A 24,657-nucleotide genomic window follows, 5' to 3' on the forward strand; every position below is an offset into this window, starting at 1 on the left:
GCGGGAGCATGGCACTCGATCCAACACTGGTCGGGCGCGGCTACCCGCCCTCCGCCGTCTACGAGGTCGGCCGGCAGAAAATCGCCGAGTTCGCCGACGCCATCGGAGCGGCCGATCCGGTGCACCGGGACACCGACGCCGCTCGCGCGGCCGGACACCCCGACGTCATCGCCCCGCCCACCTTCGCCATCGCCCTGACGCTGTCGGCCGCGGGCGTCGTCGTCGAGGACCCCGACGTCGCGCTGGACTACAGCCGCGTCGTCCACGGCGAGCAGCGCTTCACCCACCACCGGCCCATCCGTGCCGGCGACCGGCTCGTCGCCACCCCCACCATCGAGGCCGTGCGCAGCGTCGGCGGCAACGACCTGCTCACCACCCGGGTGGACGTCGCCACCGAGGACGGCGAACCGGTCTGCTCCGCCACCTCGATGCTCGTCGCCCGGGGGACCGCGTGAGCGACTCCACGACACGGCCGGCTCCGCCGGGCGGGAGCGAAGGGAGGGCATGGTGACCGCCACGGTCCGAGCCGCCGACGTCGGCGTCGGCACCGAGCTGCCCGAGCAGACCTATCCGGTCACCCGAGCCGACCTGGTCCGCTACGCCGGCGCCTCCGGGGACTTCAACCCCATCCACTGGAACGAGCGGGTGGCCACCGAGGTCGGCCTGCCCGGCGTCATCGCGCACGGGATGCTCACCATGGCGCTGGCCGCGCGCGCGGTCACCGCCTGGGCCGGTGACCCGGGCGCGCTGGTCGAGTACCACGTGCGCTTCGGCCGGCCGGTCGTCGTCCCCGACGACGACGCCGGAGCCCGGGTGACGGTCCGCGGGAAGGTGGGCGCGCTAGGCGAGGACGGCCGAGCCCGGGTCGACCTCACCGTCACCAGCGGCGGCGAGAAGGTGCTCTCGCTGGCCCGCGCCACCGTCCAGCTGGCGTGAGTGCGACGCGGCCGGCCGGGCTCGCGCTGGCCGCCGCCCTGCTGCTGCTCCCCCGCTGTCAGCGAGGTCGGCGCGGCGCTGGCCGACCTGCCCGCGGCGCTCGACGTCCTCACCGAGGCGGGCGCTCTCGACGACTGAAGGACCCCGTCCTCCTCACCGTGGAAGGACCTCGTCCTCCCCACCCTTCGCAGGCTCAGGGTGGGACCCGGGACGAGGCCTGCGGCGAGCCTCTGGACGGAGCCAGGGGCCGCTCTCAGCCGGCCGTGCCGAGGAGTCGCTGCATCCGGCTCACGCCCTCGACGAGGTCGTCGTCACCGAGCGCGTAGGACATCCGCAGGTAGCCCGGCGTGCCGAACGCCTCACCCGGGACGACGGCGACCTCCGCCTCCTCGAGGATGATCTCGGCGAGCTGCACGCTGTCCTGCGCCGTCCGGCCGGCGACCGGCCGGCCCAGCAGCGCCTTGACCGACGGGTAGACGTAGAAGGCGCCGCGAGGCTCGGGGCAGGCCACGCCGGGGATCTCGCGCAGCATCGAGACGATCGTGCGACGCCGCCGGTCGAAGGCCTCGCGCATCGTGGCCGCGGCCGACAGGTCACCGGTGAGCGCGGCGACGGCGGCGGCCTGCGACACGTTGGCCACGTTGGAGGTGGCGTGCGACTGCAGGTTGGTCGCGGCCTTGACGACGTCGGCCGGCCCGACGACCCAGCCCACCCGCCAGCCGGTCATCGCGTAAGTCTTGGCCACCCCGTTGACGACGACGCAGCGGTCGGCGAGCTCGGGGACGACGACCGGCATCGACGGCGCGGTGGCCCCGTCGTAGGTGAGGTGCTCGTAGATCTCGTCGGTGAGCACCCACAGCCCGTTCTCCAGCGCCCAGCGGCCGATCTCCTCGACCAGCTCGGGCGGGTACACGGCGCCCGTCGGGTTGGACGGCGAGCAGAACAGCAGCACCTTGGTGCGCGGCGTCCGGGCGGCCTCGAGCTGGGCGACCGACACCAGGTAGCCGCTCTCCTCGTCGGCCACGACGGGCACCGGCACGCCGCCGGCCAGGGCGATCGCCTCGGGGTAGGTGGTCCAGTACGGCGCAGGCAGCAGCACCTCGTCGCCCGGGTCGAGCATCGTGGCGAAGGCCTCGTACACGGCCTGCTTGCCGCCGTTGGTCACCAGCACGTTGGCCGGGGTGACCGGCAGCCCCGAGTCGCGGGCGGTCTTGGCGACGATCGCCTCCTTGAGCGCCGGCAGACCTCCCGCAGGGGTGTAGCGGTGCATCGCCGGCTGCCGGCAGGCGGCGACGGCGGCCTCGACGATGTAGTCCGGCGTCGGGAAGTCCGGCTCGCCGGCGCCGAAGCCGATGACCGGCTTGCCCGCGGCCTTGAGCGCCTTGGCCCTGGCGTCGACCGCCAGGGTCGCCGACTCGGCGATGGCGGCCACGCGGCGGGAGACGCGCCGGTCGGCGGGCGGGGCAGCGGACTCCGTGGGGGAGGCGGCGGTCATGGCCCCATCATGTCGGAGGACGACCTCCGCGGTCGCCTCCGTACCCCGTCGGGAGCCCCGCCGCCCGGCACGGAACGGTCACCGCCCGGCAGGTTGGCTGGCGGCCTCGGCGGTCCCGTACACTGGCGGCCCTGGGGCCACTGACCCCGCCACCGGCGTGCCCCGGAACCCTCGTGGGAACGGTGCCGTCCGGAGCGGGCCACGCGGTCCCGGGCGGCCCCGTCCCGGGCCCCACCCCGAGCGCGCGACGGGTGGGGGGACGAGGTCCTCCAAGGGGTGTAGCTCAATTGGCAGAGCAGCGGTCTCCAAAACCGCAGGCTGCAGGTTCAAGTCCTGTCACCCCTGCCCGTGCCGCCGGCACCTGTGCCGGCGGCGTGCACGACCGTACGACAGCACCACCGACCGTCGGCCTGAGGACAGCGGCCACCACCACCGAGGCGAGCGAGGCGCAGTGAGCGACGAGAAGCCGGCACGCGAGGGCGATCCCCGCGCCGCCTCCGACGCCGAGCCCACCGACGAGCAGCTCGACCGCGAGGCTCCCGGCGTGGCCGACGCCGCCGAGCTGGAGGCCGCCGAGGCCGAGGTCGCCGCTGAGGCGGAGACCGACGAGGACAAGGTCGTGGCCGCGCGGCCCACCGGCGCCCGCCGCGGGAGCCGGATCACCGCCGGGGACGACGAGGACGACGACGAGTCGGCGCCCCGCAGCCGTCGGGTCGCCCGCGAGCGCACGCCGTCCCGGCCCGCCGGGTCGGCCGCCGAAGGAGGCGCCACCCGGTCCCGCGCCGCCGCAGAACGCGATCGCGCCGCCGCGACACGGCAGCGGCGCAACCTCCGACGCTTCCTGCGCGAGGTCGTCGCCGAGCTGCGCAAGGTCATCTGGCCCGGGCGCCGCGAGCTGATCACCTACACGACCGTCGTCATCGTCTTCGTGGCCTTCATCGTCGCCCTGGTGGCCGGCCTGGACCTCCTCTTCGCCCAGGGTGTGCTCGCCGTCTTCGGCTGAGCCCACCCGCGCCTGCACCACCGACAAGGAAGAGACACCGTGACCGACCCCCGCGAGCCCTTCGACACCGACAGCGCCGTCGAGGCCATCGACCTCGACGACGCTCGCTTCGACGTGCGCGGCACGACGGACGTCGAGACCGGCGCCGGCGAGACCGGTGCTGCCGAGGGCTCCGTCGACACCGCCGACCAGGACGCCCTCACCGGCGTGGCCGACGTCGCGCCCGGCGTCGAGACCGGCGACCCCGCCAGCCTGGCGACCGACCCGCTCGCCGCCCCGGCGGAGTCCTCCGAGCTGGCCGACCAGGCCGAGGACGACGAGGAGGCCGACCCGGCCGAGGCCATGCGCAAGGTCCTGCGCAGCCAGTTCGGCGACTGGTACGTCATCCACTCGTACGCCGGCTACGAGAACAAGGTGAAGACCAACCTGGAGTCGCGCATCCAGTCGCTGGACATGGAGGACTACATCTTCCAGATCGAGGTGCCCACCGAGGAGGTCACCGAGATCAAGAACGGCAAGCGCACGCAGGTCAACCGGAAGAAGCTGCCCGGCTACCTGCTGGTCCGCATGGACCTCAACGACGAGTCCTGGGGTGCGGTGCGCAACACCCCCGGCGTCACGGGGTTCGTCGGGGCGACCTCCCGTCCCTCGCCGCTGAGCATCGACGAGGTCGTCAGCCTGCTCGCCCCCGCGGCCACCCCGCAGGCCGCCCGGACGGCGGAGACCACGAGCACCACCACCGCCGCCGCACCGACCACCGTCGTCGACTTCGAGGTCGGCGAGTCGGTCACCGTCATGGACGGCCCGTTCGCGACGCTCCCGGCCACGATCAACGAGATCAACGCCGAGCAGCAGAAGCTGCAGGTGCTCGTGTCCATCTTCGGCCGGGAGACGCCGGTCGAGCTGTCGTTCAACCAGGTCCAGAAGATCTAGGACCCCGGTGCCCCCCGACCCGCGCTCCGCTCGGGCCGGGACCCTGCACCGGGGCCTTCCAGCCCAGACCACGAAGGAAGAAGAAGGAAAGCGATGCCCCCCAGGAAGCGGTTGACCGCGGTCATCAAGCTCCAGATCAACGCCGGTGCGGCCACGCCAGCCCCGCCCGTCGGTCCGGCGCTGGGCCAGCACGGCGTCAACATCATGGAGTTCTGCAAGGCGTACAACGCCGCCACGGAGTCGCAGCGCGGCAACGTGATCCCGGTCGAGATCTCGGTCTACGAGGACCGCTCGTTCACCTTCGTCACCAAGACCCCGCCGGCGGCGCGCATGCTGCTCAAGGCGGCCGGTGTGGAGAAGGGCTCCGGCGAGCCGCACAAGACCAAGGTCGCCACGGTCACGCGTGACCAGGTCCGCGAGATCGCCCAGACCAAGATGGCCGACCTCAACGCCAACTCCCTCGACGAGGCGGAGAAGATCATCGCCGGCACCGCCCGGTCGATGGGCATCACCGTCCAGTAACAGAAGGACCCCGCTGCCCCCCCAGCCCTCGCTCCGCTCGGGCCGGGGCCCTGCACCGGGGCCGTTCCATCACCGCACCTGTGGGAGGGCCACGCCAGGCCCGCGCACCACAGGACTCCCGGCCGAGGCGCCGGGGGAGAGGACAACCACCATGGCGAAGCACGGCAAGAAGTACCGCGAGGTAGCCGCGAAGGTCGACCGCGACAACCTCTACACCCCGCTGCAGGCGGCGGGTCTGGCGAAGGAGACCTCGCCGACGGCGTACGACGCCACCGTTGAGGTGGCCATGCGCCTGGGCGTCGACCCGCGCAAGGCCGACCAGATGGTCCGCGGCACGGTCAACCTGCCGCACGGCACCGGCAAGACCGCCCGCGTCATCGTCTTCGCGACCGGCGACAAGGCCGCCGAAGCCGAGGCTGCCGGCGCCGACGTCGTGGGTTCCGACGACCTGATCGAGCGCATCCAGGGCGGCTTCCTGGACTTCGACGCCGCGATCGCCACCCCGGACCAGATGGCCAAGGTCGGCCGGATCGCCCGCATCCTCGGCCCGCGCGGCCTGATGCCGAACCCGAAGACCGGCACGGTGACCCCCGACGTCACCAAGGCGGTCAACGACATCAAGGGCGGGAAGATCAACTTCCGCGTCGACAAGCAGGCCAACCTGCACCTGGTGATCGGCAAGGCGTCCTTCGACGACACCAAGCTCGTGGAGAACTACGCCGCGGCGCTGGACGAGGTGCTGCGGGCCAAGCCGGCCGCGGCCAAGGGCCGGTACCTGAAGAAGGTCACCATCTCCACCACGATGGGCCCGGGCATCCCGGTCGACCCGAACCGCACCCGCAACCTGACGGTGGACGAGCCCACCGCCTGAGGAAGGACCCCTTCGCCCCCACCGCTCGCTGACGCTCGCGGCGGGGCCCTGCGAGGGGCCGCCCACGGAGGTCGCCGGGGGCCCCGTCGCGCACCGCGCGGCGGGGCCTCCGTCGTCTGCGCACCGGTCAGGGGACGAACAGCTCCGCGGTGGCGACGGCACCGCCGGCGCCGTCCACACCGCCCGTGACGAGCACCCGACCGTCCAGCAGCCGGACGGCGACGTGCCGGGCCCGGGCCGTGCCGGGAGTGGGGACGGCCGACCACGTGTCAGTCGTCGGGTCGTACACCTCCGCGCTCGGCACAGGACCATCGTCGTCGACCCCGCCGACGACCAGGACCGCCCCCGTGGCGACCAGAGTGGCGGTGTGCAGGCCCTCACGGGCAGTCGTCATGGGGGCGATCGCCGACCACGCCCCGGTCCCGGTGTCGCGACGTTCCCCCGTCCGGAGCACGCCGTCGATGCGGTTGTAGCCCCCGACGGTCAGGACGTCCCCGGAGGGCAGCCGCAACTGTGCGGGTTGGCCGTTGTCGTCGGTCTGACGGACCTGGGTCATGGGGCAGGCGGCTGACCACGTGTCGGTCGCCGGGTCGTAGATCTCGGTGAGGGCGATCCCGCCCTGGTTGAGCACGTTGACGCCGCCGGCCACGAGCACACGTCCGTCGGCGAGGAGCGTGGCCGGGTGGTTGTAGCGAGGACTGACCATGGGTGCGGCCGCCGTCCATGTACCGGACACCGGGTCGAGCAGCTCGCACGTCGCCAGGTCGGTGTTCCCCAGGCGGTCGTAGCCCCCGCACATCAGCACGGAGCCAGTGTCCAGCAGCACTGCGGTGGGGTCTTCCCGTGGAGCGCTGGACATCCCCGCACTCGACCACGTGCCCGTAGCCGGGTCGTACCGCTCGATGTCGCGGACGAAGCCGTTCTGGGCGTAACCGCCGAGCACGAGGACGCCGCCGCCGGGCAACGCGATGGCGGTGTGGTGGGCTCTGGCTGCCGACAGGCCGCCCGTCGGCAGCCACGTGTCGGTGAGCGGGTCGTACAACTCGGCGGTGGGCGTCTCCTGTCCGCCCGTGTCGCCCCCGGCGACCAGCACACGACCGCCGGGCAGCAGCGTGCCGGTGTGCCCGCTGCGAGGCGTGCTCATCGACGCCGCCGTCGACCAGGCGCCCGTCAGGACTGTCGTCGTCATGGCGATCCCCCCTGCGGTGTCGGTGCGCGCTCCAGCGCCTGCGGCCATTTACCCACCGACCCGTCAACGCCTCGTCACCGGAGGACCAGGGCGGCCCCGCGGTGGTGGTCCGCGGGCCCGGGCCCTGCAGTGGGACCCCGGCGGCGACGAACGGCAACTCCGCCGCGTCGCGTATGCTCGTCGGCGTTCCCCCACAGACCGCTGGTCGTCGCACGTCCGCGTGCGATCGAAGGTCCCGGATCCCGGGCGACCCGCGCAGGAGGACGGTTCGATCGACGTGGCGCTCTCGCGCCCGCGTCCTCGCCCCGTGCGCCTGCGCCGGGGCGTTCCTCGTCTCCGGGGCCAGTTGATCGCCCGCCGTCGCGCACCGGCCGGCGGTCCGCCCGACAGACGAGAGGAGGCCCATGCCCACGCAGGCGAAGGCCGCGGTGATCGACGAGATCACCGAGCGGTTCCAGTCGTCCAGCGCGGCGGTGCTCACCGAGTACCGCGGGCTGACCGTGGCCCAGCTGACCCAGCTGCGCCGTTCCCTCGGTGAGGGCAGCAGCTACGCAGTCGTCAAGAACACCCTGACGAAGCGGGCCGCGGAGCAGGTCGGTCACGCCGACCTCGCGCCGCTGCTCAACGGCCCGACCGCGATCGCCTTCATCGAGGGCGATCCGGTCAACGCGGCCAAGGCCATCCGTGACTTCGCGCGCGCCAACCCGCTGCTCGTCGTCAAGGGCGGCGTGGTCGAGGGCCGCACGGTCGGCGCCGCCGAGGTCACCGCCCTCGCCGACGTCGAGCCGCGCGAGGTCCTGCTGGCCAAGCTGGCCGGCGCGATGATGGGCAACCTCAGCAAGGCCGCGGGTCTGTTCCAGGCCCCGCTGTCCCAGGTCGCCCGTCTGGCCGCCGCGCTGCAGGAGAAGAAGCCCGCCGAGGGTGCCGACTCCGCCGCCGACACCGCTGCTGACACCGCCACCGACACCGCTGCCGCCGCGGACGCCGCGGCCAGCACCGACTGACCCCAGAAGGAGAGATCATGGCCAAGCTGTCCACCACGGAGCTGCTCGACGCGTTCAAGGAGATGACGCTGCTCGAGCTGTCCGACTTCGTGAAGCAGTTCGAGGAGACCTTCGAGGTCACCGCTGCTGCTCCGGTCGCCGTCGCGGCCGCCCCGGCCGCCGGTGGTGCCGGCGACGGTGGTGCCCCCGCCGCCGAGGAGCAGGACGAGTTCGACGTCATCCTCGAGGGCGCCGGCGACAAGAAGATCCAGGTCATCAAGGAGGTGCGCGGCCTGACCTCGCTCGGCCTCAAGGAGGCCAAGGACCTGGTCGACGGCGCGCCGAAGCCGGTCCTGGAGAAGGTCGACAAGGACGCCGCCGAGAAGGCCAAGGCCGCTCTCGAGGGCGCCGGCGCCACCGTCACCGTCAAGTGACCCGGTACCCGGCGATCTCGACGCCGGGTACGTCACGCGTCACCGTGACCCCCTCCCCGGCCACCTGACCGGGGAACGCACCACTCCGCACGACCCGCAGGGGCCGTCCTCCACCCGGAGGGCGGCCCCTGCGTCGTCCGCGTGCGTCCCCCGTCCGGGTGGATCCGGCGGCACGCCCGTCCGCGGGGTCCGGGACGCGCACGGTGCAGTCGTGCTGCCGGACGTCGCCGGGACCTGGGAGTCCAGCAGGCCGAGGCCGCTCACCACCACCTGACCGGCCCGCTGCGGCCGTCGTGGAGACCCGACGCGCGCGGCGTGGTGGCCCCACGACCGCCTCCGGACTGGCATCATGAGCGGGCCGTCCTCGACGGCCCGACCCGGCCCCGCCGGCCGGCTGCCCTCCCCGGGCGTGGTCCCCTCGCGTGCGGACCCCCGACGTGGACAGCCCGCTGCAGACGGGGTAAGGTTCTCTGTTGCGCTGCCCCCTGACTGCTTGCCCGCCGAGACGGGTCGCCTGGGGTGCCCGGGGGGACCGTCCTCCGGACGCCCGTCGACCGTCCCGGGCAGGACGAACGCGGACAGCCCCGCCATTACCGACGACGACCCAGGACGAAACAGCACCCACCGCCCGCACGTCGTGAGGTCCTTGGAAGGACGCATCTTGGCAGGCTCTCGCCCCACCAGCATCAACCCCCGCACCACCGACTCCGGGCCCTACGGCCAGCAGTCACAGGCCCCACAGGCCGGCCCCCGCACCGGTGAGGCCGACCAGCAGAAGATCCCCGGCGCGCCGCTGCGCGTCTCGTTCGCCAAGATCTCCGAGCCGCTCGAGGTGCCGGACCTCCTGGCGCTGCAGACCGCCTCGTTCGACTGGCTCATCGGCAGCCCCGAGTGGCGGGCCACCCTCTCGCCGGAGGAGCAGGCCGACGCCGTGGGTGGGCTGGCCGAGATCCTCGAGGAGATCTCCCCGATCGAGGACTTCAGCGGCTCGATGTCGCTGTCCTTCTCCAACCCGCGCTTCGAGGACGTCAAGGCGTCCCTCGAGGAGTGCAAGGACAAGGACATGACCTACGCGGCGCCGCTGTTCGTCACCGCCGAGTTCATGAACAACACCACCGGCGAGATCAAGAGCCAGACGGTGTTCATGGGCGACTTCCCGATCATGACGAACAAGGGCACGTTCGTCATCAACGGCACCGAGCGCGTCGTCGTCTCGCAGCTGGTCCGCAGCCCGGGCGTCTACTTCGACAAGACCCTGGACAAGACGTCGGACAAGGACGTCTTCAGCGCCAAGGTGATCCCCAGCCGTGGTGCGTGGCTGGAGTTCGACGTCGACAAGCGCGACACCGTCGGCGTCCGCATCGACCGCAAGCGCCGGCAGCCGGTCACCGTGCTGCTCAAGGCGCTGGGCTGGACCGAGGACCGCATCCGCGAGCACTTCCAGTGGTCGCCCACGGTGCTGGCCACCCTCGAGAAGGACCACATCGCCGGTCAGGACGAGGCGCTGCTGGACATCTACCGCAAGCTGCGGCCGGGCGAGCCGCCGACGCGGGAGAGCGCCCAGGCGCTGCTGGAGAACCTGTTCTTCAACGGCAAGCGCTACGACCTGGCCAAGGTCGGCCGCTACAAGGTCAACAAGAAGCTCCGCGTCGACGTGCCGCAGGGCACCAGCACGCTGACCGAGGACGACATCGTCGCCACGATCGAGTACGTCGTGCGTCTGCACGCCGGTGAGCCCGACCACGGCACCGACGACATCGACCACTTCGGGAACCGCCGGCTGCGCACGGTGGGCGAGCTGATCCAGAACCAGATCCGCGTCGGCCTCTCCCGCATGGAGCGCGTCGTCCGCGAGCGGATGACGACCCAGGACGTCGAGGCGATCACGCCGCAGACGCTGATCAACATCCGGCCGGTCGTCGCCTCCATCAAGGAGTTCTTCGGCACCAGCCAGCTGTCCCAGTTCATGGACCAGACCAACCCGCTCGCGGGCCTGACCCACAAGCGCCGCCTGTCGGCGCTGGGCCCGGGTGGTCTGTCCCGCGAGCGGGCCGGCATGGAGGTCCGCGACGTGCACCCGAGCCACTACGGCCGGATGTGCCCGATCGAGACGCCGGAAGGCCCGAACATCGGCCTGATCGGCTCGCTGTCGGCCTACGGGAGGGTCAACGCCTTCGGCTTCATCGAGACCCCCTACCGCCGGGTCCAGAACGGCGTCGTCACCGACACGATCGACTACCTGACCGCCGACGAGGAGGACCGCTTCGTCGTCGCCCAGGCCAACTCGCCGCTGGACGCCCAGGGCCGGTTCGCCGAGGACCGCGTCCTGGTCCGCACCAAGGGCGGTGAGGTCGACTACCTCGTGCCGGAGAACGTCGACTACATGGACGTCTCGCCGCGGCAGATGACCTCGGTCGCGACGGCGATGATCCCGTTCCTCGAGCACGACGACGCCAACCGCGCCCTCATGGGCGCCAACATGCAGCGTCAGGCCGTCCCGCTGCTGCGCAGCGAGGCGCCGCTGGTCGGCACCGGCATGGAGCTGCGGGCCGCCGTCGACGCCGGCGACGTCGTCGTGGCGGAGAAGGCCGGTGTGGTCGAGGACTCCACCGCCGACTACGTCACCGTCATGGCCGACGACGGCACCCGGCAGACCTACCGGCTGCTGAAGTTCCGCCGCTCGAACCAGGGCACCTCGATCAACCAGACCCCCGTCGTCGACGAGGGGCAGCGGGTCGAGGTCGGCCAGGTCATCGCCGACGGTCCGTGCACCGACGAGGGCGAGATGGCGCTGGGCAAGAACCTGCTCGTCGCCTTCATGCCGTGGGAGGGCCACAACTACGAGGACGCGATCATCCTGTCGCAGCGCCTCGTGCAGGACGACGTCCTGTCCTCGATCCACATCGAGGAGTTCGAGGTCGACGCGCGGGACACCAAGCTCGGTGCCGAGGAGATCACCCGGGACATCCCGAACGTCTCCGAGGAGGTCCTCGCCGACCTCGACGAGCGCGGCATCATCCGCATCGGTGCCGAGGTCGTCCCCGGCGACATCCTCGTCGGCAAGGTGACGCCGAAGGGCGAGACCGAGCTGACCCCCGAGGAGCGGCTGCTGCGGGCGATCTTCGGTGAGAAGGCCCGCGAGGTCCGCGACACCAGCCTCAAGGTCAAGCACGGTGAGTCCGGCAAGGTCATCGGCGTCCGCGTGTTCTCCCGCGAGGACGGCGACGAGCTGCCCGCCGGCGTCAACGAGCTGATCCGGGTCTACGTCGCCCAGATGCGCAAGATCTCCGACGGCGACAAGCTCGCCGGGCGCCACGGCAACAAGGGCGTCATCGCGAAGATCCTGCCGCAGGAGGACATGCCGTTCCTCGAGGACGGCACCCCGGTGGACATCGTCCTGAACCCGCTGGGCGTCCCCGGCCGGATGAACGTCGGCCAGGTCCTGGAGACCCACCTCGGGTGGGTCGCCAAGTCCGGCTGGCAGGTCGAGGGCACCCCGGAGTGGGCGGGCAACCTGCCCGACGCCGCGCGTTCCGCCGCTCCGGGCACCCGGACGGCGACGCCGGTGTTCGACGGCGCCCGCGAGGAGGAGATCGTCGGCCTGCTCGGCTCGACGATCCCCAACCGCGACGGCAACCGGATGGTGCAGCCCACCGGCAAGGCGCGGCTGTTCGACGGCCGCTCCGGGGAGCCCTTCCCCGAGTCGATCTCGGTCGGCTACGTCTACATCCTGAAGCTGCTGCACCTGGTCGACGACAAGATCCACGCCCGGTCGACCGGCCCGTACTCGATGATCACGCAGCAGCCGCTGGGTGGTAAGGCGCAGTTCGGTGGTCAGCGCTTCGGTGAGATGGAGTGCTGGGCGATGCAGGCCTACGGCGCGGCCTACGCGCTGCAGGAGCTGCTCACCATCAAGTCCGACGACATCCTCGGCCGCGTCAAGGTGTACGAGGCGATCGTCAAGGGCGAGAACATCCCCGAGCCGGGCATCCCGGAGTCGTTCAAGGTGTTGCTCAAGGAGCTCCAGTCGCTCTGCCTGAACGTGGAGGTCCTCTCCGGCGACGGCCAGGCGATCGAGCTGCGCGACACCGACGACGAGGTCTTCCGGGCCGCGGAGGAGCTGGGCATCGACCTGTCCCGCCGCGAGCCGTCGTCCGTCGAGGACGTCTGAGAAAGGACCCCCTCCGGGATCCCCTTCGCAAGCTCAGGGGAGTCCTGGAGGGGCCTTCCAGCCAAGACTTCACTCAGAGATCGTTCAGTAACGAAACCCCGGGAAAGGGGTCCACTCAGTGCTCGACGTCAACTTCTTCGACGAGTTGCGCATCGGTCTGGCCAGCGGCGACGACATCCGCCAGTGGTCGCACGGTGAGGTGAAGAAGCCCGAGACCATCAACTACCGGACGCTGCGTCCGGAGAAGGACGGTCTCTTCTGCGAGAAGATCTTCGGTCCCACCCGGGACTGGGAGTGCTACTGCGGCAAGTACAAGCGGGTCCGCTTCAAGGGCATCATCTGTGAGCGCTGCGGCGTCGAGGTGACCCGCGCCAAGGTGCGGCGTGAGCGGATGGGCCACATCGAGCTGGCCGCCCCGGTCACCCACATCTGGTTCTTCAAGGGCGTCCCCTCGCGCCTGGGCTACCTGCTCGACCTGGCGCCCAAGGACCTCGAGAAGATCATTTACTTCGCGGCCTACCTGATCACCTCGGTCGACGACGAGACGCGCCACCGCGACCTCCCGACCATCGAGGCCGAGATCAGCGCGGAGAAGCACAACCTCGAGAGCCGCCGCGACGCCGACGTGGAGGCCCGCCAGCAGAAGCTCGAGACCGACCTCGCCGAGCTCGAGGCCGAGGGTGCCAAGTCCGACGTCCGCCGCAAGGTGCGCGAGGGCGGCGAGCGCGAGATGCGCCAGCTGCGCGACCGCGCCCAGCGGGAGATCGACCGCCTCGAGGAGGTGCTCGACACCTTCCGCAAGCTCGAGGTCAAGCAGCTCATCGCCGACGAGGGCCTCTACCGCGAGCTCCGCGACCGCTTCGGTGAGTACTTCGAGGGCGGCATGGGCGCCGCGGCGCTGCAGAAGCTGCTCGCCGACTTCGACCTCGACGCCGAGGCCGCCTCGCTGCGCGAGACCATCCGCAGCGGCAAGGGCCAGCGCAAGCTGCGGGCCCTCAAGCGGCTGAAGGTCGTCGCGGCGTTCCAGCAGACGCGCAACTCGCCCATGGGCATGGTGCTCGACTGCGTGCCGGTCATCCCGCCGGACCTGCGCCCGATGGTGCAGCTCGACGGTGGCCGCTTCGCCACCAGCGACATGAACGACCTGTACCGCCGCGTGATCAACCGGAACAACCGGCTGAAGCGGCTGCTCGACCTCGGCGCCCCCGAGATCATCGTGAACAACGAGAAGCGGATGCTGCAGGAGTCCGTGGACGCGCTGTTCGACAACGGCCGCCGCGGCCGGCCGGTCACCGGGCCGGGCAACCGTCCGCTGAAGTCCCTGAGCGACCTGCTCAAGGGCAAGCAGGGCCGGTTCCGCCAGAACCTGCTCGGCAAGCGCGTCGACTACTCCGGCCGTTCGGTCATCGTCGTCGGCCCGCAGCTGAAGCTGCACCAGTGCGGCCTGCCCAAGCAGATGGCGCTGGAGCTGTTCAAGCCCTTCGTCATGAAGCGGCTGGTCGACCTCAACCACGCGCAGAACATCAAGTCCGCCAAGCGGATGGTGGAGCGTGCGCGGCCGGTCGTCTGGGACGTGCTCGAGGAGGTCATCACCGAGCACCCGGTCCTGCTGAACCGGGCGCCGACGCTGCACCGCCTGGGCATCCAGGCCTTCGAGCCGCAGCTGGTCGAGGGCAAGGCCATCCAGATCCACCCGCTGGTCTGCACCGCGTTCAACGCGGACTTCGACGGTGACCAGATGGCGGTGCACCTGCCGCTGTCGGCCGAGGCGCAGGCCGAGGCCCGGATCCTGATGCTGTCCAGCAACAACATCCTGAGCCCGGCCGACGGTCGTCCGATCACCGCGCCGACCCAGGACATGGTGCTGGGCCTGTACCACCTGACCACCCTGGTGCCCAGCCGGCACGAGGCCGACGGCGGTCAGCCGGCGGCCTACGGCTCCACCGCCGAGGCCATCATGGCCTTCGACAAGGGCGCGCTGGGTCTGCAGGAGCGGGCGCTGATCCGCCTGGACGAGGTGTTCGGCGTCGACAACGGCAAGGTCAACGAGCCGTGGGAGCAGCCGGAGGACTGGACCCCCGGTCAGCCGGCATTGGTGCGGACCAGCCTCGGCCGGGTGCTGTTCAACGAGGCCCTGCCCGAGGACTACCGCTTCGTCAACTACCAGGTGCCGAAGAAGGAGCTCGGGGCGATCGTCAACGACCTCGCCGAGCGCTACCCCAAGGTGCAGGTCGCGGCGACGCTGGACGCCCTCAAGTCGGCCGGCTTCCGCTGGGCCACCCGCTCGGGCGTCACGATCGCCATCGACGACGTCGTGACCCCGCCGGCCAAGCAGGAGATCCTCGACCGGCACGAGAACGAGGCCCGGCAGATCGAGCGCCAGTACGAGCGCGGCGTCATCACCGACGCCGAGCGTCGTGGCGAGCTGATCGAGATCTGGACCCGCGCGCGGGCCGAGGTCAGCCAGGCGATGGTGGACAACTTCCCGACCACCAACCCGGTCTGGGTCATGGTCAACTCGGGCGCCCGAGGCAACATGATGCAGATCAGCCAGATCGCCGGGATGCGCGGCCTGGTGGCCAACCCGAAGGGCGAGATCATCCCGCGGCCGATCAAGGCCAACTTCCGGGAGGGTCTGTCCGTGCTGGAGTACTTCATCTCCACGCACGGTGCCCGCAAGGGTCTGGCGGACACGGCGCTGCGCACCGCGGACTCCGGGTACCTCACCCGCCGGCTGGTCGACGTCTCCCAGGACGTCATCATCCGCGAGGAGGACTGCGGCACCGAGCGCGGCGTGGTCATGCCGATCGCGACCTCGGTCGACGGCGTGCTCACCCGTGACCCGCACGCGGAGACCAGCGTCTACGCCCGTGCCCTGGCCGCCGACGTGTCGGCCGAGGACGGCACGCTGGTCGCCCAGGCGGGGTCCGACCTCGGTGACGTGCTGATCAGCCAGCTGGTCGACGCCGGGATCTCGGAGGTCAAGGTCCGCTGCGTCCTGACCTGCGAGTCGCTGCTGGGCACCTGCGCCACCTGCTACGGCCGGTCCCTCGCGACCGGCAAGCTGGTGGACGTCGGCGAGGCGGTCGGCATCATCGCCGCCCAGTCGATCGGTGAGCCCGGAACCCAGCTGACGATGCGCACCTTCCACACCGGTGGTGTCGCGGGTGAGGACATCACCCACGGTCTGCCGCGTGTGGTGGAGCTCTTCGAGGCCCGGGTCCCGAAGGGCAAGGCCCCGATCGCCGAGCTGGCCGGCACCGTCCGCATCGAGGACGGCGAGCAGTTCCGCAAGCTCACGATCACCCCGGACGACGGCTCCGACGAGGTCGTCTACGACAAGCTGTCGCGCCGGTCGCGGCTGCGGGTCGATGACGGCGCCCACGTCGAGGTCGGCGAGCAGCTCACCGAGGGTGCGGTGGACCCGCACGAGGTGCTGCGGATCATGGGTCCGCGCGAGGTGCAGCTGCACCTGGTGCGCGAGGTCCAGGAGGTCTACCGCAGCCAGGGCGTGTCGATCCACGACAAGCACATCGAGGTGATCATCCGCCAGATGCTGAAGCGGGTGACCATCATCGACTCGGGCGCCACGGAGTTCCTCCCCGGTGCGCTGGTCGAGCGGACGCTGTTCGAGACCGAGAACCGTCGGGTCGTCGCCGAGGGCAACGAGCCGGCCTCGGCCCGCCCGGTGCTCATGGGCATCACCAAGGCCTCGCTCGCGACCGAGTCGTGGCTGTCGGCTGCCTCCTTCCAGGAGACGACCAAGGTGCTCACCGACGCCGCGATCCAGGGCAAGAGCGACAGCCTGCTCGGCCTCAAGGAGAACGTGATCATCGGGAAGCTGATCCCGGCCGGTACCGGCATCAGCCGCTACCGGAACATCACGGTCGAGCCGACCGAGGAGGCTCGCGCCGCCGTCTACACGATGGCCGGGTACGACGACGGGCAGTACTACAGCCCGGACGTCTTCGGTCAGGGCAGCGGCGAGGCCGTGCGCCTGGAGGAGTACGACTGGCGGGGCTGACCCCCGGTAGTGCACGAGAGGGCCCCGCAGGCGATCGCCTGCGGGGCCCTCTCGTCGTCACCCACACCCCACCGGACTCCACCGCGGCCGGGTGCCGTCCCCGGCTACCGCGGACCCGTTCCGGGCTTCCCGCTCAGCGGTCGGCGATCTTCCGCATGGTCTCCACGGTGCGGAGACGGCCCTCGGGGCTGTCGTCGAGGGGTTGCAGCACCAGCGTCGTCACGCCGGCCTCCCGGAAGGCGGCGACGCGTTCGGCGACGTGCGACTCGGGGCCGACCAGGGACACCGCCCGCACGAGCTCCTCGGGGACGACGGCGGCCGCCTCGTCCTTCCTGCCGTCGAGGTACAGGTCCTGGATGGTGCGGGCTTCGTCCTCGTAGCCGTACCGCCGGGCCAGGTCGTTGTAGAAGTTCCGGCCGCGCGCACCCATGCCACCGATGTAGAGCGCCAGCTGCGGCCGCACCAGGTCCAGCACGGGCTCCACGTCGTCTCCGATGGCGATCGGGACGCCGACCACGATCTGCAGTTCACCCAGAGCCGGGTCCCGCTTGGCCTTCCCGGCGGCCAGCGAGTCCCCCCACACGGAGCCCGCCCGCTCCGGCATGAAGAAGATCGGCTCCCACGCCTCGGCGATCTCGGCGGCCAGCTCGACGTTCTTGGGGCCGATGGCGGCGAGCATGACCGGGATCCGGTCGCGCACCGGGGTGTTGATCAGCTTGAGCGGCTTACCCAGGCCGGTGCCCTGGTCGGCCGGCAGCGGAACCGTGTACTTGGGCCCCTCGTGGACCAGCCGCTCGCGGCGCCACACCTGCCGGCAGATCTCCACGACCTCGCGGGTGCGCTGCAGCGGTGCGTCGTAGGGGACGCCGTGCCAACCCTCGATCACCTGGGGGCCGGAGGCGCCGAGCCCGAGGGTGAAGCGGCCGTCGGAGACGAAGTCCAGGCCGGCGGCGGTCATGGCCGTCAGAGCAGGAGTGCGGCTGTAGATCGGGAAGATCCCGCTCATCAGCTCGACCCGCTCGGTCACCGCGGCCAGGTAGCCCAGCTGGCTGACGGCATCGAAGGTGTAGACCTCCGCGACCGTCGCGAGGTCGAGGCCGGCGGACTCGAGTCCACGGATCTCCGCGGCGGTCTGGTGGAACCCTCCGCTGTAGCTGGCCTGGATGCCGATGCGCACGTCCACTCCTCGGGTCGACGGCGCCACCGTTGGCGCCGCGCCGACCGTATCGAGTGGCGGTTTCGGGCGGCCCTCCTGCAGGGTCCCGCCGCGAGCCTGCGAGCGGCGGGGGCAGGAGGGTCCTCTCAGAGCGGGCGGACGACCCCGACGACCTCGGTGACCACGCGAACCCCGTCGACGTCCCCCGGCACGCGCTCGGCCGCGTGCGCGTCAGCCAGGTCGACCTTGACGACGTAACCGCTGTCCCGGCGGGCCAGCCCGACACCGACGACCCCCGGGTCGGCCGCCAGCCGGTGGCTGAGGGCGCTCTTCGCGGCTCGGGCGGACGCGCGGTCGGTCATGCACCCATGGTGCCCCGTCGAGCGGCCGGAGAACAGGCCGCCGGCCCTGGCCAGGCCGGCGGCCCCCTCCAGGGTCCCACCGCCGATCGCGTCCGGGTCCGGCCTCGAGCCTGCGAGGGGTGGGGGCGGGGTCCTTCCATGGTGGGGGCAGGGGTCCTCGCTAGGAGGCGACCCACTGGAGGTCGAGGACCGACAGCACGGTCGCGAGCGGGTTGGCGTAGGTGACCCCGCCGCCCGTGCGGCCGCCGGTCTCGCTGCCCGCGAAGAGCAGCCCCAGCGGGCCCCGGTCGGTGCTGCGCCAGATGACCGCGCCGCTGTCGCCACCGGCGCTGAAGCTCCCCGCGACGCCGTCGATCTCCACCTGGTCGTCGAAGGTGTAGATCGCCCGGTCGTACTGGACGGCCACGCCGTCGACCTCCACGGCGCTGACCCGCCCGACCGTGTGGCCGGTGGTGCGCCCGACCTTCTCCACCTGCTCGTCGGGTTCGACGTCGTCCACCTGCAGGGCATCGGCACCGAGCGGCCCCCCGGGCAGCCGGCCCGGCTCCAGGGGGACCTCGGCGTCGACGACCGCCACCGCGGCGTCGACCAGGTTCGCCCGGCCGTCGGCGGTGAACCGCTCAAAGGCCGTCAGCGTGGCCACCCGGTCGGTCGCCGGGTCCCCGCCGTCGGCCGGGCCCGGCTGCAGCACCGGGTCGCCGACCGAGGCGGCGTCGCCGGTGGCCAGCACGTGCTTGTTGGACAGGACGGCCAGCCGGCCGCCGACCCGGACGAAGCCCCCCAGCGTCCCCGCCGTCACCGCTGGGTGGGCGATGGACAATCCCGGGAACAGCGGCCGGGTGCGCTGCTGGAGCTCCTCGGGGGTGGGGGAGGAGAGCGCGCGGACGGCGCCGATGACGCGGACGTCGACCTCGTCGAGCACCGCGTCGTCCAGGCCGGCCAGGAGCACGTCGGCGTCCTCCTTGGCAGCCAGCCGGATGGCCAGGTGCGCCTGGCCCGGGGCGACGGGCGCCAGGCCCAGGGCGGGGCGCGTCCACCGCGGACCGCCGGCGTCGCTGGCCGTCACCGGCTCGGCGGAGCGGGCCAGCCGGGCCGACAGGTGGGCCTTGAGCTCACGGGCGAGGTCGACGTGCACGTGTCCTCCGGTGGCGGTGGGTGGGCGTCCTGGTACCGACCGTAGGACCGGGGTCCGACAGTCGCGGGGGCCGGCCTCCTCGACCGGGGTGTCGGGATGGCGCTCGACCCCGTGTCCGCCGGGAGCCGCTACAGTCGCGCCACCTCCGGCCCGCACCGGGTCCGTCCGCCGGGAACACCAGGCGATGCGGACGACGTTGATCCCCGCGAACCCCCCGGTGGACAGGGCTCGACCGGGCCTGCCGAGCTGTGGTGGACCCGGCTTTGACCGGTCTCCAGCACGCGGGTATCGTGGTCAGCCGTGCCCAGGGTGCCCTGGGCCTGCTCCCGTTCGCGGTGCGCCTGCCGACAGGTGGTGGCGCCGAGTCGCGGGGGGCGACCGATCCGGTTCGAACCGCCGGCCGGTCCTGGGAAGGGCGACACGCCCGACCGCGGGGACCGGTGGTGGGTCACGGCCGGAGGTGGGTACGGCCCCGGCAGGACCGGCATCCGGCACAGCAGAGCACCGTCCACAGCACGACCCAGCGCAGGTAGGAGATCCAGGCCACCCATGCCCACGATCAACCAGCTGGTCCGCAAGGGCCGCGAGGACAAGGTCGAGAAGACCAAGACCCCGGCGCTGAAGGGCTCCCCTCAGCGTCGTGGCGTGTGCACCCGCGTGTACACGACGACGCCGAAGAAGCCGAACTCGGCGCTGCGCAAGGTCGCTCGCGTCCGCCTCACCAGTGGCATCGAGGTGACCGCCTACATCCCGGGCGTCGGCCACAACCTGCAGGAGCACTCGATGGTGCTCGTGCGCGGCGGTCGCGTGAAGGACCTCCCCGGCGTGCGTTACAAGATCATCCGCGGCTCGCTCGACACCCAGGGTGTCCGCAACCGCAAGCAGGCTCGCAGCCGCTACGGCGCGAAGAAGGAGAAGAGCTGACATGCCGCGCAAGGGCCCCGCACCGCGCCGCCCGCTGGTCGCCGACCCGGTGTACCAGTCGCCGCTGGTGACCCAGCTGGTCAACAAGGTGCTCGTCGATGGCAAGCGCTCGGTCGCCGAGGCGATCGTCTACGGCGCCCTCGAGGGCTGCCGCACCAAGACCGACACCGACCCGGTCGTCACGCTCAAGCGCGCGCTGGACAACGTCAAGCCGGCCCTCGAGGTCCGCAGCCGCCGCGTCGGTGGTGCGACCTACCAGGTCCCGGTCGAGGTCCGCGCCTCGCGCAGCACCACCCTCGGCCTGCGCTGGCTCATCCAGTACAGCCGGGCTCGCCGCGAGAAGACCATGACCGAGCGTCTGATGAACGAGCTGCTCGACGCGAGCAACGGTCTGGGCGCCGCGGTGAAGCGTCGCGAGGACACCCACAAGATGGCCGAGTCCAACAAGGCCTTCGCGCACTACCGCTGGTAAGTGCCACCCCGGCCGGCGCTGCCGGCCCCCGCGGCCGGCGGGTGTTCCGGGCCACCACCCCGACCCCGCACGCGGACCCGATCCACAGAGGAGAGACACATGGCCGAATTCAAGGCCACCCTCGCCAACACCCGCAACATCGGGATCATGGCGCACATCGACGCCGGCAAGACCACGACGACCGAGCGCATCCTCTTCTACACCGGTATCAACTACAAGATCGGTGAGGTCCACGACGGCGCGGCCACGATGGACTGGATGGAGCAGGAGCAGGAGCGCGGCATCACCATCACGTCCGCCGCGACGAAGTGCTCCTGGAACGGCTACGACATCAACATCATCGACACCCCCGGGCACGTCGACTTCACCGTCGAGGTGGAGCGGTCGCTGCGGGTGCTCGACGGTGCTGTTGCGGTCTACGACGGCGTCGCCGGCGTGGAGCCGCAGACCGAGCAGGTGTGGCGGCAGGCGGAGAAGTACGGCGTCCCGCGCATGTGCTTCGTCAACAAGCTCGACCGCACCGGCGCGAACTTCTTCCGCTGCATCGACATGATGGTCGAGCGGCTGGGCGCCAACCCGCTGGTGCTGCAGTTGCCGATCGGTGCCGAGGCCGACTTCGTCGGCGTCGTCGACCTGGTGCAGATGCGCGCGCTGACCTGGCGCGGCGAGACCGCCATGGGCGAGGACTACGCGGTCGAGGAGATCCCGGCGGAGCTGGCCGACCAGGCCGCCGAGTACCGCGAGAAGTTGCTCGAGGGCATCGCCGACTTCGACGACGAGCTCATGGAGGCCTACCTCGGCGGCGAGGAGATCTCCGTCGAGCGCCTGAAGGCCGCGATCCGCAAGGCGACCATCGCCGCGCAGGTCAACCCGGTCCTCACCGGCACCGCCTTCAAGAACAAGGGCATCCAGCCCCTGCTCGACGCCGTCACCGACTACCTGCCCAGCCCGCTGGACGTCGAGGCGATCGTCGGCACCGCGCTGGACGGCGAGACCGAGGTCCTCCGGCACGCCGACGAGAGCGAGCCGTTCTCGGCGCTGGCCTTCAAGATCCAGACCGACCAGCACCTCGGCAAGCTGACCTACGTCCGCGTGTACTCCGGCAAGCTCTCCTCGGGGTCCCCGGTGCTCAACAGCACCAAGGACCGCAAGGAGCGGATCGGCAAGATCTACCAGATGCACGCCAACAAGCGCGAGGAGCGCGAGGGCGTGGGCGCCGGCCAGATCGTCGCGGTCGTCGGCCTGAAGCAGACCACCACGGGTGACACGCTCTGCGACCCGCAGAACCCGGTCATCCTGGAGTCGATGACCTTCCCCGCGCCGGTCATCTCGGTCGCCATCGAGCCGAAGACCAAGAGCGACCAGGAGAAGCTCGGCACGGCCATCCAGAAGCTGGCCGAGGAGGACCCGACCTTCCAGGTGAGGCTCGACGAGGAGACCGGCCAGACGGTCATCTCCGGCATGGGCGAGCTCCACCTGGAGATCCTCGTCGACCGGATGCGACGTGAGTTCAAGGTCGAGGCCAACGTCGGCAAGCCGCAGGTGGCCTACCGCGAGACGATCCGCAAGGCGGTCGAGAAGTACGACTACACCCACAAGAAGCAGACCGGTGGGTCGGGTCAGTTCGCGAAGGTCCAGGTGACGCTGGAGCCGCTCGAGATCAGCGGTGACTCCGCCACCTACGAGTTCGTCAACGCGGTCACCGGTGGTCGCATCCCGAGGGAGTACATCCCCTCGGTCGACCAGGGCATGCAGGACGCCATGCAGTACGGCATCCTCGCCGGCTACCCGGTGGTGGGTGTCAAGGCGACCCTGATCGACGGCCAATACCACGAGGTCGACTCCTCGGAGATGGCCTTCAAGATCGCCGGCTCGATGGTCTTCAAGGAGGCCGCGCGCAAGGCCAGCCCGGCCCTGCTTGAGCCGATGATGGCCGTCGAGGTCGTCACGCCCGAGGACTACATGGGTGACGTCATCGGCGACCTGAACTCCCGGCGCGGGATGATCCAGGCGATGGAGGAGCGCTCCGGCGCCCGCGTCGTCCGGGCCCTGGTCCCGCTCTCGGAGATGTTCGGCTACGTGGGCGACCTGCGCAGCCGCACCCAGGGGCGGGCGAGCTACACCATGGTGTTCGACTCGTACGCCGAGGTCCCGCAGAACGTCGCCAAGGAGATCATCGCGAAGGCGACGGGCGAGTGAGCAACGTAGGGAGCGTCAGCGACCGACGAGCGGAGCGAGCCCGGAGCCGAGCCACGGACTCCGCCGAGGCGACCGGCGAGTGACCCGCCGGGCGGGGTACGTCCCCGCCCGGCCCCCAGCAAGCCCACCCCAGAGATCGCGCACGACTGCGACACCACGAGGAGAGGAACCCAGTGGCCAAGGCCAAGTTCGAGCGGACCAAGCCGCACGTCAACATCGGCACCATCGGGCACATCGACCACGGCAAGACCACGCTGACCGCGGCGATCACCAAGGTGCTGCACGACAAGTACCCGGACCTCAACGAGGCGTCGGCCTTCGACCAGATCGACAAGGCGCCCGAGGAGAAGGCCCGCGGCATCACGATCTCGATCGCCCACGTCGAGTACCAGACGGAGAACCGTCACTACGCGCACGTCGACTGCCCCGGGCACGCCGACTACATCAAAAACATGATCACCGGTGCGGCGCAGATGGACGGCGCCATCCTGGTGGTAGCCGCGACCGACGGCCCGATGCCGCAGACCAAGGAGCACGTCCTCCTGGCCCGCCAGGTCGGCGTCCCCTACATCGTCGTGGCGCTCAACAAGGCCGACATGGTGGACGACGAGGAGATCCTCGAGCTCGTCGAGCTCGAGGTCCGCGAGCTGCTGTCCGAGTACGAGTTCCCGGGCGACGACGTCCCCGTGGTCCGCGTCTCGGCGCTCAAGGCCCTCGAGGGCGACGCCGAGTGGGGCGACAAGCTCATGGAGCTCATGAACGCCGTCGACACGGCGATCCCCGAGCCCCAGCGCGAGATCGACAAGCCCTTCCTCATGCCCGTCGAGGACGTCTTCACGATCACCGGTCGCGGCACCGTCGTCACCGGTCGCGTCGAGCGCGGCATCGTCAAGGTCTCCGAGGAGATCGAGATCGTCGGCATCCGCCCGAACTCGACCAAGACGACCGTCACCGGCGTCGAGATGTTCCGCAAGCTGCTCGACCAGGGCCAGGCCGGCGACAACGTGGGTCTGCTGCTCCGCGGCATCAAGCGCGAGGACGTCGAGCGCGGTCAGGTCGTCGTGAAGCCGGGTTCGATCACCCCCCACACCAACTTCGAGGGTTCGGTCTACATCCTCTCGAAGGACGAGGGTGGTCGTCACACGCCCTTCTTCAACAACTACCGTCCGCAGTTCTACTTCCGGACCACCGACGTCACCGGCGTCGTGACCCTGCCGGCCGGCACCGAGATGGTCATGCCGGGCGACAACACCGAGATGACGGTCGAGCTGATCCAGCCGATCGCCATGGAGGAGGGCCTGCGGTTCGCCATCCGTGAGGGTGGCCGCACCGTCGGCGCCGGTCGCGTCACCAAGATCATCAAGTAACACCCCCGACGGGCGGCGGCGCACCCCTGCGCCGCCGCCCGTCCCGGGTGGCCCTGCCTGTGCGCAGTACCACCCATCCCGCTGGGGCCAGACCGGATGAGGTCTGCGACCACCCGGCGTTCCCAGCAAGAACAGACACCGATCGGCAGGAGCAGAAGACAGCGATGGCGGGACAGAAGATCCGCATCCGGCTGAAGGCCTACGACCACGAGGCGATCGACGCCTCGGCGCGGCGCATCGTCGACACGGTGACCAAGACCGGTGCGCGCGTCGTCGGCCCGGTGCCGCTGCCGACGGAGAAGAACGTGTACTGCGTCATCCGCTCGCCGCACAAGTACAAGGACTCGCGCGAGCACTTCGAGATGCGCACGCACAAGCGCCTCATCGACATCCTCGACCCGACGCCGAAGACGGTCGACGCGCTCATGCGCATCGACCTGCCGGCCTCGGTCGACGTCAACATCCAGTAAGGGCAGTCAGC

At 70.9% G+C, this 24,657-nt stretch carries 21 protein-coding genes and 1 tRNA gene; 17 read left to right on the top strand and 5 right to left on the bottom strand.

All coding sequences use genetic code 11. The annotated features are described in order from the left end of the window. Positions 1–8: 8 nt before the first annotated feature. The 3 genes from BUB17_RS14255 to BUB17_RS26880 are packed head-to-tail and all read left to right on the top strand — an operon-like array spanning position 9 to position 1,074. Positions 9–455 carry an FAS1-like dehydratase domain-containing protein gene (locus tag BUB17_RS14255; RefSeq protein WP_072919033.1) on the top strand — a complete coding sequence of 149 codons (447 nt, stop codon included), beginning with the start codon at positions 9–11 and terminating at the stop codon, positions 453–455. A gap of 49 nt (positions 456–504) precedes the next feature. Beyond that, positions 505–936 carry a MaoC family dehydratase gene (locus tag BUB17_RS14260; protein WP_244277219.1) on the top strand — a complete coding sequence of 144 codons (432 nt, stop codon included), beginning with the start codon at positions 505–507 and terminating at the stop codon, positions 934–936. After that, on the top strand, positions 937–1,074 hold the full coding sequence (locus BUB17_RS26880; protein ID WP_175561366.1) for a hypothetical protein: 138 nt from the start codon (positions 937–939) through the stop codon (positions 1,072–1,074). 115 nt (positions 1,075–1,189) lie between these two features. On the opposite strand, the gene BUB17_RS14265 is transcribed toward BUB17_RS26880, so the two are convergent. Next, positions 1,190–2,431 (bottom strand): pyridoxal phosphate-dependent aminotransferase, encoded by a 1,242-nt coding sequence (locus BUB17_RS14265; RefSeq protein WP_072919035.1) that lies wholly within the window; start codon positions 2,429–2,431, stop codon positions 1,190–1,192. A 272-nt stretch (positions 2,432–2,703) separates the two neighbouring features. On the opposite strand from BUB17_RS14265, the gene BUB17_RS14270 reads away from it, so the two are divergent. The 5 genes from BUB17_RS14270 (at position 2,704) to rplA (ending at position 5,760) form a co-directional block, all read left to right on the top strand. Then, positions 2,704–2,776, top strand: a tRNA-Trp gene (locus BUB17_RS14270). A gap of 106 nt (positions 2,777–2,882) precedes the next feature. Further along, positions 2,883–3,434 carry a preprotein translocase subunit SecE gene (gene secE / locus BUB17_RS14275; RefSeq protein ID WP_072919037.1) on the top strand — a complete coding sequence of 184 codons (552 nt, stop codon included), beginning with the start codon at positions 2,883–2,885 and terminating at the stop codon, positions 3,432–3,434. Positions 3,435–3,473: 39 nt separating this feature from the next. Next, complete coding sequence (nusG, locus tag BUB17_RS14280) at positions 3,474–4,367, top strand: transcription termination/antitermination protein NusG (RefSeq protein WP_244277220.1); 894 nt, start codon at positions 3,474–3,476, stop codon at positions 4,365–4,367. Between the two features lie 93 nt (positions 4,368–4,460). Further along, positions 4,461–4,889, top strand: a complete 429-nt coding sequence (rplK, locus tag BUB17_RS14285; RefSeq protein ID WP_012950499.1) for a 50S ribosomal protein L11 — start codon at positions 4,461–4,463, stop codon at positions 4,887–4,889. 151 nt (positions 4,890–5,040) lie between these two features. Further along, a complete protein-coding gene (rplA, locus tag BUB17_RS14290) occupies positions 5,041–5,760 on the top strand; it encodes a 50S ribosomal protein L1 (protein ID WP_072919039.1) in 720 nt (239 codons plus the stop codon). Positions 5,761–5,887: 127 nt separating this feature from the next. Here the strand turns inward: rplA and BUB17_RS14295 are convergent, their stop codons facing one another. Further along, positions 5,888–6,949 (bottom strand): Kelch repeat-containing protein, encoded by a 1,062-nt coding sequence (locus BUB17_RS14295; protein WP_175561367.1) that lies wholly within the window; start codon positions 6,947–6,949, stop codon positions 5,888–5,890. A gap of 404 nt (positions 6,950–7,353) precedes the next feature. Here BUB17_RS14295 and rplJ point away from each other — a divergent pair, with 404 nt between their 5' ends. From rplJ to BUB17_RS14315, 4 genes are all read left to right on the top strand, one after another. Next, a complete protein-coding gene (gene rplJ / locus BUB17_RS14300; protein WP_072919044.1) occupies positions 7,354–7,953 on the top strand; it encodes a 50S ribosomal protein L10 in 600 nt (199 codons plus the stop codon). A gap of 17 nt (positions 7,954–7,970) precedes the next feature. Then, positions 7,971–8,366: a 50S ribosomal protein L7/L12 gene (rplL, locus tag BUB17_RS14305; RefSeq protein ID WP_072919047.1), complete on the top strand. Its 396-nt coding sequence runs from the start codon at positions 7,971–7,973 to the stop codon at positions 8,364–8,366. Between the two features lie 661 nt (positions 8,367–9,027). Continuing rightward, positions 9,028–12,537 carry a DNA-directed RNA polymerase subunit beta gene (gene rpoB, locus BUB17_RS14310; protein WP_083606338.1) on the top strand — a complete coding sequence of 1,170 codons (3,510 nt, stop codon included), beginning with the start codon at positions 9,028–9,030 and terminating at the stop codon, positions 12,535–12,537. A 118-nt stretch (positions 12,538–12,655) separates the two neighbouring features. Beyond that, positions 12,656–16,561 carry a DNA-directed RNA polymerase subunit beta' gene (locus BUB17_RS14315; protein WP_072919049.1) on the top strand — a complete coding sequence of 1,302 codons (3,906 nt, stop codon included), beginning with the start codon at positions 12,656–12,658 and terminating at the stop codon, positions 16,559–16,561. A 133-nt stretch (positions 16,562–16,694) separates the two neighbouring features. Here the strand turns inward: BUB17_RS14315 and BUB17_RS14320 are convergent, their stop codons facing one another. The 3 genes from BUB17_RS14320 to BUB17_RS14330 form a co-directional block, all read right to left on the bottom strand. Continuing rightward, positions 16,695–17,738 (bottom strand): LLM class F420-dependent oxidoreductase, encoded by a 1,044-nt coding sequence (locus tag BUB17_RS14320; RefSeq protein WP_072919051.1) that lies wholly within the window; start codon positions 17,736–17,738, stop codon positions 16,695–16,697. Between the two features lie 125 nt (positions 17,739–17,863). Further along, complete coding sequence (locus BUB17_RS14325; RefSeq protein WP_072919054.1) at positions 17,864–18,079, bottom strand: hypothetical protein; 216 nt, start codon at positions 18,077–18,079, stop codon at positions 17,864–17,866. A gap of 160 nt (positions 18,080–18,239) precedes the next feature. Beyond that, the gene (locus BUB17_RS14330; protein ID WP_072919056.1) at positions 18,240–19,214 is read right to left on the bottom strand and encodes a hypothetical protein; all 975 of its coding nucleotides are present in this window, start codon (positions 19,212–19,214) and stop codon (positions 18,240–18,242) included. A 549-nt stretch (positions 19,215–19,763) separates the two neighbouring features. Between BUB17_RS14330 and rpsL the strand changes: the two genes are divergently transcribed. The 5 genes from rpsL to rpsJ all read left to right on the top strand — a co-directional run bounded on the left by rpsL (position 19,764) and on the right by rpsJ (position 24,646). Then, a complete protein-coding gene (gene rpsL / locus BUB17_RS14335; RefSeq protein ID WP_012950487.1) occupies positions 19,764–20,138 on the top strand; it encodes a 30S ribosomal protein S12 in 375 nt (124 codons plus the stop codon). 1 nt (position 20,139) lies between these two features. Then, entirely contained in the window at positions 20,140–20,610 is a 471-nt protein-coding gene (rpsG, locus tag BUB17_RS14340; protein ID WP_012950486.1) for a 30S ribosomal protein S7, read from the top strand. A gap of 99 nt (positions 20,611–20,709) precedes the next feature. Continuing rightward, a complete protein-coding gene (gene fusA / locus BUB17_RS14345; RefSeq protein ID WP_072919059.1) occupies positions 20,710–22,809 on the top strand; it encodes an elongation factor G in 2,100 nt (699 codons plus the stop codon). Between the two features lie 173 nt (positions 22,810–22,982). Continuing rightward, positions 22,983–24,176, top strand: coding sequence for an elongation factor Tu (gene tuf, locus BUB17_RS14350; RefSeq protein ID WP_012950484.1), 1,194 nt, complete (start codon positions 22,983–22,985; stop codon positions 24,174–24,176). 164 nt (positions 24,177–24,340) lie between these two features. Beyond that, positions 24,341–24,646: a 30S ribosomal protein S10 gene (gene rpsJ, locus BUB17_RS14355; RefSeq protein ID WP_014742859.1), complete on the top strand. Its 306-nt coding sequence runs from the start codon at positions 24,341–24,343 to the stop codon at positions 24,644–24,646. The last annotated feature ends 11 nt before the right edge of the window (positions 24,647–24,657 follow it).

Source organism: Geodermatophilus obscurus (assembly GCF_900143215.1).
GTDB classification, from domain to species: domain Bacteria; phylum Actinomycetota; class Actinomycetes; order Mycobacteriales; family Geodermatophilaceae; genus Geodermatophilus; species Geodermatophilus obscurus_A.